General features: G+C 64.3%; 12 protein-coding genes. 4 read left to right on the top strand and 8 right to left on the bottom strand.

The features are described 5' to 3' along the window. Positions 1–28: 28 nt before the first annotated feature. Genes D9M09_RS02450 through D9M09_RS02415 form a run of 8 tightly spaced genes read right to left on the bottom strand, consistent with a single transcriptional unit; the run spans position 29 to position 6,968 of the window. Positions 29–484, bottom strand: coding sequence for a nuclear transport factor 2 family protein (locus D9M09_RS02450; protein WP_121668499.1), 456 nt, complete (start codon positions 482–484; stop codon positions 29–31). Then, positions 481–1,248: an SDR family NAD(P)-dependent oxidoreductase gene (locus tag D9M09_RS02445; protein ID WP_121668498.1), complete on the bottom strand. Its 768-nt coding sequence runs from the start codon at positions 1,246–1,248 to the stop codon at positions 481–483. Before D9M09_RS02445 ends, D9M09_RS02450 begins: the two co-directional genes overlap by 4 nt. Beyond that, positions 1,245–1,805 (bottom strand): DUF3833 domain-containing protein, encoded by a 561-nt coding sequence (locus D9M09_RS02440; RefSeq protein ID WP_121668497.1) that lies wholly within the window; start codon positions 1,803–1,805, stop codon positions 1,245–1,247. Before D9M09_RS02440 ends, D9M09_RS02445 begins: the two co-directional genes overlap by 4 nt. Next, complete coding sequence (locus D9M09_RS02435) at positions 1,796–3,076, bottom strand: MFS transporter (protein WP_121668496.1); 1,281 nt, start codon at positions 3,074–3,076, stop codon at positions 1,796–1,798. The genes D9M09_RS02440 and D9M09_RS02435 overlap by 10 nt, the downstream gene beginning before the upstream one ends. Continuing rightward, positions 3,073–3,621: a chalcone isomerase family protein gene (locus D9M09_RS02430; RefSeq protein ID WP_121668495.1), complete on the bottom strand. Its 549-nt coding sequence runs from the start codon at positions 3,619–3,621 to the stop codon at positions 3,073–3,075. The genes D9M09_RS02435 and D9M09_RS02430 overlap by 4 nt, the downstream gene beginning before the upstream one ends. 2 nt (positions 3,622–3,623) lie before the next feature. After that, positions 3,624–4,871 carry a class I SAM-dependent methyltransferase gene (locus D9M09_RS02425; RefSeq protein WP_430886682.1) on the bottom strand — a complete coding sequence of 416 codons (1,248 nt, stop codon included), beginning with the start codon at positions 4,869–4,871 and terminating at the stop codon, positions 3,624–3,626. Further along, entirely contained in the window at positions 4,868–5,665 is a 798-nt protein-coding gene (locus tag D9M09_RS02420; protein WP_121668494.1) for a DUF1365 domain-containing protein, read from the bottom strand. The genes D9M09_RS02425 and D9M09_RS02420 overlap by 4 nt, the downstream gene beginning before the upstream one ends. Beyond that, entirely contained in the window at positions 5,655–6,968 is a 1,314-nt protein-coding gene (locus D9M09_RS02415; protein ID WP_070222510.1) for an NAD(P)/FAD-dependent oxidoreductase, read from the bottom strand. Before D9M09_RS02415 ends, D9M09_RS02420 begins: the two co-directional genes overlap by 11 nt. 204 nt (positions 6,969–7,172) lie before the next feature. Between D9M09_RS02415 and D9M09_RS02410 the strand changes: the two genes are divergently transcribed. The 4 genes from D9M09_RS02410 (at position 7,173) to ftsX (ending at position 11,003) form a co-directional block, all read left to right on the top strand. Continuing rightward, on the top strand, positions 7,173–8,114 hold the full coding sequence (locus D9M09_RS02410; protein WP_121668493.1) for a MerR family transcriptional regulator: 942 nt from the start codon (positions 7,173–7,175) through the stop codon (positions 8,112–8,114). A 164-nt stretch (positions 8,115–8,278) separates the two neighbouring features. Then, positions 8,279–9,334 (top strand): signal recognition particle-docking protein FtsY, encoded by a 1,056-nt coding sequence (gene ftsY / locus D9M09_RS02405; RefSeq protein ID WP_070222514.1) that lies wholly within the window; start codon positions 8,279–8,281, stop codon positions 9,332–9,334. An 8-nt stretch (positions 9,335–9,342) separates the two neighbouring features. Then, a complete protein-coding gene (locus D9M09_RS02400) occupies positions 9,343–10,086 on the top strand; it encodes a cell division ATP-binding protein FtsE (RefSeq protein WP_070312921.1) in 744 nt (247 codons plus the stop codon). Then, positions 10,083–11,003, top strand: a complete 921-nt coding sequence (ftsX, locus tag D9M09_RS02395) for a permease-like cell division protein FtsX (RefSeq protein WP_070222518.1) — start codon at positions 10,083–10,085, stop codon at positions 11,001–11,003. Before D9M09_RS02400 ends, ftsX begins: the two co-directional genes overlap by 4 nt. The last annotated feature ends 281 nt before the right edge of the window (positions 11,004–11,284 follow it).

The following is an 11,284-nucleotide window of genomic DNA, read 5'->3' as shown; positions in this document are numbered from 1 at the left end:
TTTTCTTAAAAGCATAGAGAAACAAGCTTTAACGCTGGCTTGCGCGCCGGAGCAGGCGCATGAAAGAGCCCAGCAACGGCAGTTTTTCATACAACTCTTCCGCCGCATCCCAATAATCGCGGTGCACGAGCACCCGTCCCTGCGCATCGAAGCGCACATGTGTGGCGCCGCGTATGCATTGTTCGCCAGATACCAGTCGTTTCATGCGGAAGCGAAACTCCCAGGTCAGAAAGGCTTGTTGCCCCTGCCCCAGGCTTTCCAGCACGACAAACCGGGGCGCATCAACCTGCACGAACATGTGCTCGAAGATGGCCAGAATGGCGGCATGCCCCTTCACCTCGTTGAACGGGTCCTTGAAATGGGCGTCCGGCGCGTACACGGCCCCCAGCTGGGCCAGGCGTTCCAGGCTCAGGTGCTCGTAAAATGCCACCAGACGCGCCAGCGCCTGTTCCACGCCTTCCGTGTCCAGCATGCTTGTGCTCATACGCCCGTCATCTTGCGGATCAGCCAGAAATAGGCGCGGTACGGCAACAGCCGCGCCAGGCGCAGGGTATTGGTAAAGCGTTTGGGAAAGTGGATGTGAAACTGCCCCCGCTCGATGCCATCGAGCATGGCGGCGGCCGCGTCCTGCGCCGTCATCAGGGCCGGCATGGTGAAATCGTTGTCCGCCGTCAAAGGCGTGGCGACAAAACCGGGGTTGATTTGATATACATCAATCCCGCGTGGATGCAGGTCCAGATACAGCGACTCCGTCAGATTGATCAGCGCAGCCTTGCTGGCGCCATATGCGAGCGCCTTGGGCAAGCCGCCATAGCCGGCCACCGAGGCGACGATGCCGATGCCGCCGCTGCCCTGGCGCAACAGCCACGGCAAGGCCTGCTCCAGGCAATTGAAGACGCCGCCCACATTCAGGGCCAGCAAGCCCTGCGCCGCCTCAAGGTCGAAGCTATCGGCGCGCATGGCCTGATAACCACCAGCGACCACCAGTATCAGGTCGATATGCGTCCACTGCCGCTGCAACTCCACGCAGACGGCCCGCAGCTGCGCGTGCTGGGTGACATCGAGCGGCAATGCCTGCGCCAGCGGCTGCCCCTCGCACAACTGCTCGAGGCTGGCGCGGTGACGCGCCGACAAGGCCACGCTGGCGCCCTGCTCCAGCAGCAGGGTGGCGCAGGCGGCGCCGATGCCGCTGGAAGCGCCGATGATCCACACGTGCTTGCCGGCCCAGCTGGTGATCTTGCGATTCATGGGGCCGCCTGCGGACGTTTGCTGAACGATAAAGTGACGGCGCCCAGGCTGAAACCGAACTTGCTCATGGCGGCGCGGTTCAGCATGACCTTGTCATCCATCAGGAACATCCAATCCTCGAAGTCGACGTGGTAGACCGTGCCATCGACGGGCAGCGCCAGCACGTATTGCCAGCGCAAGGCATTGCCGGCCACTTCGCCGACGGCCTCGCCGATCACGTCGGGCGCCGTGCCGATGAAGCGCCCGGGCGCCGTCTTGCGCAAGGTCCATATGCGCCGTTGGCGGCTGCCGTCCGAATACGTGAAATCCTCGTCCAGGGTACCCGTCTCGCCCGCCCAGCTGGCCCGCATCACGACGGTGAAGCGTTTCACGACCTTGCCGGAGCGGTCCTGGAAGATGCCGTGGGCGTCGAGCGTGCCGTTGAAGTACTGTTGCAGGTCCAGCTTGGGTGTTTCATGCGCGTAAGTGGCGGGCGTGGGCGGCGTGGAACAGGCGGCCAGCGCCAGCAGCAAGGCGGCGGCCGTCATGCCGCGCCGGCAGCATTTCATCAGGTACATGGTCGGTACTCCCCGGGTTCACTATATATATGTTGTAGCGGCGCGCGCCACAGCAGCAGCGCCGCCAGCAGTTTCAAGGCGCAGGGCAGCAAGGCGTAGGCGGCAGCCAGGGCCGGCAAACCGCCGCTGCTGTTGCCAGGCACATAGCCGAGCCAGGCCAGCAGGGGCAAGGCGATGCCGGCCGCCAGCGCCAGGCTCATTTGCACGCCCCAGTTCCACCAGCCGAAATATGCCGCTTCGTGCCGCCCGGCATGGCCGGCCGCGCCGATCAGCCCTGCCAGCAGGGCCGGCGGCAAGGCCAGGTCGGCGCCCAGCGCCAGGCCCGAGAGCAGGCAAATCGCGGCAAAGCCCCAGGTGGCGCCCGCGCCCAGGCCATATGTCCAGACAAACACGGTCGCGGCCAGCAGCATGGCGCCGCCCCAGGCGCGCGCTTCGCCAAACCGGCGCGCCAGGGCCACCCACACGGGCATCGAGGCGGCCGCCGCGCAAAAGTAGACGATCAGGAACGGTCCCGCGTAATGCCCCAGGCGCAAATAGTCGCCGGCAAAGAACAGGAACAGGGTGGCGGGGATGGCGGCCGCCACGCCATTGACGAGCAGGACGGCAAACAGCCAGCGAAACGCGCGCTGGCGAAACGGCAGCTTCCAGCCATTGCCGGGTAACGTTTCCCCGGCGCTGCGCAAGGCCGGACGCGGGGCGTGCGCCAGCAGCAGCGCCCCCGCCGCCAGCAAGCAGACGGCAAAGGCCAGCGACAAGCCGTCATAGCCGAGCACGGAAGTCAGCCCGGCCGCCAGGATCACGCCCAGCAAGCCGCAGCCTTCGCGCACGGCCGCCACCCGCGCCCGCTGCGTGGACGCCTGGGTGAGCGCCGCGCCCCAGCTCTGGTGCGCGATGCCGGCCAGGCCATAGGCCGTGTAGACGAGCAGCAAGGCGGCCAGGAACCAGGCCAGCGTCGCCGCTTGCGGCATCGAGGGCGGATGGAACAGCGCGCCAAAGCCCAGCAGCAGCAAGGGCAACGCGGCGCCGACAAGCATGGCATAACTGCGCCCGCCACGCGCCATCCAGGCGCCCAGGGCCGGATCGATGAAGGCGGCGGCGATGCGCGCCGCGAGCAGCACGGCGCCGATCTGCGCCAGGTCAAGGTTGCTGCGCTGCGCATAAAACGGCGCCACATAGATATAGATGGGCAGCGCCAGCATGGCAAGCGGCAAGCCGAACAGGCCGTAGCTGAACAGGGCCGGCAAGCTCAACGCGCTGGCCCCGGCGTTCATGGCAGCGCCGCCGCATTCTGCAGCAAGGCCGCGCGCAGCTTGGGCGCCGTGGTCGACGGCGAGAGCCAGATGGCAAAAAACGCGCGCGCGAAATCGCCATCGCTCACGTCGGCCAGCACCTTGCCATCGAGATAAAAGCGCACGCCGGGCGCGATGCCGGCCCGGTAGACGCCCGCGATACGCTGCTCCTCTTTGACGTCAGGAAAGATGCGCTGCATGGTGGACAGCCAGGCCAGGCGCTGCTCCGGCGTGCCGGCGCCGATTTTCTGCATCTGTTCATAACTGGCTTCGGCGATCTTCTTGCCGTCGAGCGAGCGCGCATAGCGCAATTCCAGCACAAACGGCGCCGTTGCCGACGCCGCGCCCTGGTAGCCCTGCGGTCCCACCCACAGTTGTGCCCGATAAATACGCATGCCGAACCACGTGTATTCGCCCTCGCCCGCCAGCCGGGCTTCGGGCACGTCGGCGGCGACAAAGGCAGGCGGCGCGGCCGCGGCACCCAACATGGTCAATGACAGCACAACAGTGGCAAGCAAGCGGCGCATGGTCAGTCCTTCACCAGAGTAAATTGCATCACATCCGTGTTGTGCGCCTGGAAGGCGGCCTCGCAATACGCGAGGTAAAACTCCCAGGTCAGCAGGAAACGGCCATCGAAATCCTGCTTTTCCAGCGCCGTGCGCTGGGCCAGGAAGCTGGCGCGCCACTGGCGCAGGGTTTGCGCGTAATCGAGGCCAAAGCGGAAGGCGTCTTCCACGCGCAAGCCCTGCGCCTCGGCGGCGCGGCGGAACTCGGCCGGCGACGGCAGCATGCCGCCCGGAAAAATATACTGTTGAATGAAATCCGTGCTCTTGCTGTAGCGCTCGAACAAGTCGTCGGCGATGACGATGGTCTGGATGCAGGCGCGGCCGCCCGGCTTCAGGTTGCGCGCCACACAGGCGAAATAGCCGGGCCAGTAGCTTTGCCCTACGGCTTCGAACATCTCGATCGAGGCGATGGCGTCGTACTGGCCGGCGCTGTCGCGGTAATCGCACAGCTGCAGGTCGGCCTGCGCCGCCAGCCCCGCGTCCTGCAGGCGCTGGCGCGCATACGCCAGCTGTTCGGTCGACAAGGTCAGGCCCGTCACGTGGGCGCCGTAGCTGCGCGCCGCCGTTTCCGCAAAACCGCCCCAGCCGCAGCCGATTTCCAGCACCTTGGCGCCTGGCCGCAGTTGAAGCTGATCGGCAATGCGCCGGTATTTCGCCCATTGCGCCTGCTCCAGGCTGGCGCCTTCGGCAAACAGCGCACTCGAATACGTCATCGACGGATCCAGCCACAACTGATAAAAGGCGTTGCCGATATCGTAATGGGCGTGGATATTCTTCTTGCTGCCAGCGCGCGAATTGCGGTTGAGCAAATGCCGCAGCTTGTAGACCAGGTTGCCCCACCAGTTGCCATAGATCAAGGACTCGATCTGTGCGCGGTTGCGTATCATCAGCTCGATCAAACCCGGCAAATTGTCCGTGCGCCAGTCGCCGGCGATAAACGTTTCCGCAAAGCCGATGTCACCCGAGCGCAACACGGCCGCACACAGGCGCCAGTTGTACAAGTCCAGGGTGACGGGCTGGCTGCCGTCGCCGTACAGCAAGATACTGCCATCCGGCGTGCGCAGGCGCAGGGCGCCATATTGTAATTTTTGCAGCAGGCGCACGATCATGCGCCCGGAAGCGGGCATGTCCAGGTGCGTGTGGTCGGGCAAGTGCGCGGGACACGCGCTGCTGCGCGCATGCAGGCCGGTCGGCAGGGAGTCGGAGCTCATCGGGACACCTTTTCTTGTGGAGGGTGGGGTTTGCTGAAAAACGGCACGCGGCGCAGCCACAGGCGCAAGGCTTGCCAATGGATGCGCGCCATCACGCCAAACGTCATCAGCGGGTAGCGCAGCAGAGCCCAGGCGATGGCGCCATCGCGCAGCGGCCGCGCCGTACCGGACAAGCTCGTCTGCAAAACAGGACCGTCGAGGTCGTCGTAATCGACCCGGGCCAGGTGGCGCTCGCCATCCTCTTCACTGTTGCGCAGGAAACGGAAGCGGTAATGCCCTTCCACCTTGCAAAATGGCGACACGTGGAAAATTTTTCTGGCCTGCAATTCGCTGCCATAAGCGATGGGCCCGCCCTGTTCGAGCAGGTACAGGTGGCGCTCGCCGAAGGTATTGCGCACGTCGCAGACCACGGCGCGCAGCGCGCCATCCGGGCGGTGGCAAAACCAGAAGCTGACGGGATTGAACACATAGCCGAACATGCGCGGCATGGTTTGCAGCCAGATTTCGCCGCCCGCGTCGAGCACGCCTTGCTGGCGCAGCAAGCCATCGATCCACTCCAGCAGCGGCGTCGTGCCATCGCCATGGTCGCTGTCGCGGAAGGACAGCACATTGGCGCCGTTGCGCGAGATCAAGCGGGCAGGAAAATCGTGCGCGCCCAGGCTGCGCAAGGGCAGGCGCAGATAAAACATGCCGTAACTGAAAGCATGCGCGCGCGGACGCAGCCGCGCATGCCGCACCCGCCCTAGACACAGCTGGGGCTGCGGCGGCACGGACGGCGATGAATTACGCGGCATGGCCGAGCTCCGCCGCCGCCATGCCATTGAGTATTTGCGCCACGGCAAGGCCCGACTTCAAACCGTCTTCATGGAAACCATAGCCCGTCCAGGCGCCCGCAAACCACGTGTGCTGCGCGCCCTGGAAACCGGCCAGGCGCGCCTGGGCCGCAATGGCCGCGCCATCGAACACGGGGTGGGCATACGAAAACGCGTCGATGACCTTGGCCGGGTCCGGCTCGTCGAGCGGATTGAGCGAGACGATGACGGGCGTCGTAAACGGCAGCGGCTGCAGCTGGTTCAGCAAATAGTGCACGCATACCTGCGGCGATTCGCCCTCCTGCGCGGCCGGCCGGCCCTGGTAATTCCAGGCCGACCAGGCGCGGCGGCGCTGCGGCAGGCAAGACGCATCCGTATGCAGCACGGCCCGGTTCGGCTGGTAGCGCACGGCTTCAAGCACGGAGCGCTCGTCGTCACGGATGTCCGCCAGCAGGGCCAGCGACTGGTCGCTGTGGCAAGCGAGTACCACGTGATCGGCATGCTCGACGCCGGCCGCCGTATGCAGCTCGACCATGCGTGCGCCGTTGTGCCCCTGGCGCCGCACGGCCAGCACGGGACACGCCAGGCGCTGCTGCGCAATGCCTGCCAGCAGTTTTTCCACGTACACGCGCGCACCGCCGCGCACCGTACGCCATTGCGGCCGGTTGCTCACTTGCAGCAAGCCGTGGTTGTGGCAGAAACGGATGAAGGTGGCCAAGGGAAAGGCCAGCATCTGGCGCGCCGGGCACGACCAGATGCAGGCGGCCATGGGCAACAGATACCAGTGACGGAACTCGTCGCCATAATTGTGCAGATCAAGGAACTCGCCGAGCGACATGGCCGGCGCCGGCACGCTGGCCATGGCCAGGGCGCTGGCCTGGCGGTTGAAGCGCACGATATCGCGCAGCATGCGCAGGAAGGCGGGGCGCAACAGATTGCTGCGCTGCGTGAACACGGTATCGAAATTGGCGCCCGCCCATTCCAGCACGCGGGCATCGGACGAGGTGCCCAGCGGCATCTTCACGGAAAACGACATGTCGCTGTCGGCCGCCTCGACACCGAGTTCGTCAAACAGTTGCACCAGGTTCGGATAGGTGGCGTGGTTAAACACGAGGAAACCCGTGTCGACGCCATGCGTGACGCCATCGAGCGTGACATCGACCGTATGGCTGTGGCCGCCAAAATAGTCGCCCGCCTCGTACAAGGTCACGTCCTGGCCCGCCTGCGCCAGGCGATAGGCACACGACAAACCTGCAATTCCTGCTCCGACGACGGCAATTTTCATGAGTACACCTGTATTAAGTTTGTCCTGGACAAAACGAGCCTCATGGATAATCGATGAAATATTGATTTATGTCAATGAGCGCCCTCGGCCGTTCCACAACTTATACGTCGGCAATTTCCAATCGGATTCAGCTATTTGGTCCGGGGCGGCGGAAGGCGTAAAATGCACTCCACGTTCTTTTTGGCATGCGAGCAAGCCCCTGGTATGGATACTGACCTGCAACCTACTTCCGCCTTCAGCATCAGCGATGTCGAGCGCGATACCGGGCTGGCCAAGGAAACCTTGCGTGTCTGGGAGCGCCGCTACGCTTTTCCCCAGCCTCAGCGCGACGCCTTTGGCGAGCGCAGCTACCCGGCCGAGCAAGTGCAGAAGTTGCGCATGGTCAAGCGCCTGCTGGACCTCGGCTTTCGTCCGGGAAAAATCATGCAGCACAGCACCGTGCAACTGCAGCAGCTGGCCAGCGCCGGCAGTGCGGCGCCGTCAACGCCGCCTCCGCAGCTCGAACACTACCTGTCGCTGTGCCACGGCCACCAGATGGCGGAACTGGGGGACGCCCTGCGCCAGGCGCTGGCCGTGCTGGGCTTGAAAGCGTTCACCATCGACGTGATCGCCCCCCTGACGGGCATGGTGGGCGAGGCGTGGGCTTGCGGCGACCTGGCCGTGTATGAAGAGCATCTGTATAGCGAAACCTTGCAAACGGTGATGCGCCACGCCATCTTTTCCCTGCCGCAGGCAAGCAGCCCATCGACGCGCACGCCACGCATCGTGCTCAGTACCTTGCCGCAGGAGCGTCATGGCCTGGGGCTGCTGATGGCCGAGGCGCTGTGCGCGGCGGCGGGCGCCCATTGCATGTCGCTGGGAGTGGAAACGCCGCTGACGGACATCGTCGCGGCCGCGCGCGCGCAGCGGGCCGATATCGTGGCGCTGTCGTTTTCCAGCGCCAGCAAGCAGCGGCAGACGCGCGACAGCCTGCAGCAACTGCATGCGAACTTGCCGCCAAGCATGGAATTGTGGGCAGGGGGACGCAGTCCCGTGCTGTACAAGCAGCCCCCTTCTTTCCTGCATGTGCTGGACTTGCGGCAAGTCGACGAAAGCATCGCCGACTGGCGCCGCCGCCACCAGGCGCTGGCCCTGCAAATGCATTGAACCCGTTGAAAAGCGCGGCAACTGCGGCGATCTCCGTGGATAGGCACGCAATGTTGCCAATCGAACAGTAAAGCATGAAGGGCCGGGCGCGCTCTGGTAGAATAGCCCGTAACACAGTGTCCGGCGCCGCCGGGCCTTAGGTCAGCACCCGCCACCACACATCCATGTTTAGTTTCTTCAAGAAAAAACCCATCGCTCCCGAGGCCACACCAGCCGAGCCCCTCGTCCTTCCCGCCACGCCGCCCGCACCGCAGCCAGCCGCTACGCCCCTGAGCGGCGCGCCGGCCGAGCTCGTGCCCGTGGTCGTGGCCGCCGAACCCGAGAAAAAATCGTGGATGACGCGCCTGAAGGCGGGCCTGTCGAAAACCTCGAACACCTTGTCCGTGCTGTTCGTCGGCGCGAAGATCGACGACGCCCTGTACGAAGAGCTGGAAGCGGCGCTGCTGATGTCCGACGCCGGCATCGACGCCACCGAATTCCTGCTCACGGAATTGAAGAAAAAGGTCAAGGAAGACAAGCTGCTCGACGCAGCCGCCGTCAAGGCCGCGCTGAAAGTGCTGCTGATCGAGCTCCTGAGCCCGCTGGAAAAGCGCTTCGAGCTGGGCCGCCACAAGCCGCTGGTGATGATGATTTCCGGCGTCAATGGCGCCGGCAAGACCACCACCATCGGCAAGCTGGCCAAGCACATGCAGTCGAACAACCAGTCCGTGCTGCTGGCCGCGGGCGACACCTTCCGCGCCGCCGCGCGCGAGCAGTTGATGGTCTGGGGCGAGCGCAACAACGTTACCGTGATTTCGCAAGAATCGGGCGACCCGGCCGCCGTGGCCTACGACTCCGTGCAATCGGCGAAGGCGCGCGGCATCGACGTGGTCATGGTCGACACGGCCGGCCGCCTGCCGACCCAGTTGCACTTGATGGAAGAATTGAAGAAAATCAAGCGCGTGATCGGCAAGGGCATGGAGGGCGCGCCGCATGAAACCCTGCTCGTCATCGACGGCAACACGGGTCAGAACGCCCTCACGCAAGTGAAGGCCTTCGACGATGCCCTGCAGTTGAGCGGCCTGGTGATCACCAAGCTGGACGGTACCGCCAAGGGCGGGGTTCTGGCGGCGATTGCCCGCGTGCGCCCCGTGCCCGTGTATTTCATCGGCATCGGTGAGAAAATTGAAGACTTGCAGCCCTTCGTGGCTGCCGAATTTGTCGAAGCGCTGCTCGGATAAGCCTATACATGATTGAATTTCAGCACGTCTCCAAGCAATACTCCCCCGACGCCGTGGCGCTCAGCGACATTTCGCTCAGTATTGCCAAGGGCGAGCTGGTCTTCCTGGCCGGCCCGTCCGGCGCCGGCAAGTCCACCTTGCTGAAAATGATCGCCGCCATGGAACGCCCCACGTCGGGCAAGCTGATCGTCAATGGCCAAGACATGGCGAAGATCAAGCCGGCCGGCGTGCCGTTTTTGCGCCGGAACATGGGCCTGATCTTCCAGCAACAAAAACTGCTGAACGACCGCTCCATCCTGGCCAACGTCATGCTGCCGCTGCTCGTCGTCGGCGCGCATAAAGTTGCCGCCGAGCAGCGCGCGCGCGCCGCGCTCGACAAGGTGGGATTGCTGGACCGCGCCATGGCGCGTCCGCTGTCGCTGTCGGGCGGCGAGCAGCAGCGCGTATCGATCGCGCGCGCCATCGTCAACCGGCCGCAGATCATCCTGGCCGACGAACCGACGGCCAACCTGGACCGCGCCAGCGCCAACAAGGTGCTCGACGCCCTCAAAGCATTCCACTCGGTGGGCGTAACTTGCCTCATTTCCAGCCATGACGAACAGATGCTCGACGCCGCCGCCCGCGTGATCCACCTGAAGAACGGCCAGCTGGTCGCCATCGACAAGGCCACGCAAGCGCCCGTCTTCGCGCCGCCCGATCCCGATTTCGCCCCCTCCCCCGATGCGGACGACGCGCAGGGAGAACAGGCATGAGAGGCTGGTTCCGTCAACACCGCTTCGCGCTCGGCTCGGCGCTGATTCATTTGCGCAAGTCGCCAGGCGGCTTTTTACTGAACGTGCTCGTCGTCGCCATCGCCCTGTCGCTGCCGTTCGCCGGCTTGACCATGCTCGACAATGTGCGCCCCATGTCGGAACAGATGTCGGTCGACCCGGAAATCAGCGTCTTCCTGAAGATCGACACGCCGCGCGAGCAAGCCGTGGCCCTGGCCAGCGCCATGCGCAAGATCGTCGGCGAGCAAAAGGCAAAGATCGTCTTCATCCCGCGCGAACAGGCGCTCGATACGCTGAAGAACAAGAACGGCCTGGCCGACGTACTGAGCACCCTGGGCGACAATCCCCTGCCCGACAGCTATGTGCTGAAACTCGACGCCTTCAGCAGCGCCAGCGAAGCGCAGGACGTCGATGCCGTGGCGGAACAGTTGCGCCACCTGCCCGGCGTGGAATCGGCGCAAGTCGATTCGGCCTGGGTCAAGCGTCTGGCGGCCCTGCTGGGCGTGCTGCGCCTGGTGCTGCTGCTGCTGGCCATCACCCTGGGCGTGGCCGTCATCGCCGTGGTCTTCAATACCATCCGCCTGCAAGTGATGCAGCAGCGCGATGAAATCAGCATCTCGAAACTGATCGGCGCCACCGACACTTTCATCCACCGCCCCTTCTATTACACGGGCGCCCTGCTGGGCCTGTGCGCCGGTGCGCTGGCGCTGGGCGCCGTGGCGCTGGCCTTGCAGCCGCTCAATACCGCGATTGCCGAGTTTGCACGCCTGTATGCGTCCGAATTCCAGCTGGTGCCGCTGGCGCCGCTGCCGATGGCAGGCTTGCTGGCCGTCAGCGCCGGCCTCGGCCTGATCGGCGCCTTCCTCTGCGTACAGCGCCACCTGGCGCGCCTGAACTGACCTTCCTTTCCATGGCGGCACCTGCGGTGCCGCCATGCGCCTCGCCATCCCCATCTGCTGTTATCTTGATATTTAGCAAGTATTCTTAAGGCTCGCTTCAGCCAGAGGCCGTAGACTGGCCATGTTGTCGTAAAGCGCTATCTCGCGCTGTTCAGAGATATATATCAAGCATTAAATCACCATAGTATTTAGGCTATCAGGACGATTAAATGTGCTGATTGGCACTCTCAGGCAGAGAGTGCTAATATAGGGACATACCAACAGCAGAACCGCCATGGACG

This window comes from Janthinobacterium agaricidamnosum (assembly GCF_003667705.1).
GTDB lineage: Bacteria > Pseudomonadota > Gammaproteobacteria > Burkholderiales > Burkholderiaceae_D > Janthinobacterium.
Note: the sequence above shows the minus strand (reverse complement) of the source record. Positions and strands in the feature narration are given on the sequence as shown.

What these genes read in the sequence shown, in the direction of transcription:
- D9M09_RS02400 (WP_070312921.1), top strand. Translation starts at nt 9,343, where the DNA reads ATGATTGAATTTCAGCACGTCTCCAAGCAATACTCCCCCGACGCCGTG.
- ftsY (WP_070222514.1), top strand. Translation starts at nt 8,279, where the DNA reads ATGTTTAGTTTCTTCAAGAAAAAACCCATCGCTCCCGAGGCCACACCA.
- D9M09_RS02445 (WP_121668498.1), bottom strand. Translation starts at nt 1,248, where the DNA reads ATGAATCGCAAGATCACCAGCTGGGCCGGCAAGCACGTGTGGATCATC.
- D9M09_RS02425 (WP_430886682.1), bottom strand. Translation starts at nt 4,871, where the DNA reads ATGAGCTCCGACTCCCTGCCGACCGGCCTGCATGCGCGCAGCAGCGCG.
- D9M09_RS02435 (WP_121668496.1), bottom strand. Translation starts at nt 3,076, where the DNA reads ATGAACGCCGGGGCCAGCGCGTTGAGCTTGCCGGCCCTGTTCAGCTAC.
- D9M09_RS02440 (WP_121668497.1), bottom strand. Translation starts at nt 1,805, where the DNA reads ATGTACCTGATGAAATGCTGCCGGCGCGGCATGACGGCCGCCGCCTTG.
- D9M09_RS02450 (WP_121668499.1), bottom strand. Translation starts at nt 484, where the DNA reads ATGAGCACAAGCATGCTGGACACGGAAGGCGTGGAACAGGCGCTGGCG.
- D9M09_RS02410 (WP_121668493.1), top strand. Translation starts at nt 7,173, where the DNA reads ATGGATACTGACCTGCAACCTACTTCCGCCTTCAGCATCAGCGATGTC.
- D9M09_RS02430 (WP_121668495.1), bottom strand. Translation starts at nt 3,621, where the DNA reads ATGCGCCGCTTGCTTGCCACTGTTGTGCTGTCATTGACCATGTTGGGT.
- D9M09_RS02415 (WP_070222510.1), bottom strand. Translation starts at nt 6,968, where the DNA reads ATGAAAATTGCCGTCGTCGGAGCAGGAATTGCAGGTTTGTCGTGTGCC.
- ftsX (WP_070222518.1), top strand. Translation starts at nt 10,083, where the DNA reads ATGAGAGGCTGGTTCCGTCAACACCGCTTCGCGCTCGGCTCGGCGCTG.
- D9M09_RS02420 (WP_121668494.1), bottom strand. Translation starts at nt 5,665, where the DNA reads ATGCCGCGTAATTCATCGCCGTCCGTGCCGCCGCAGCCCCAGCTGTGT.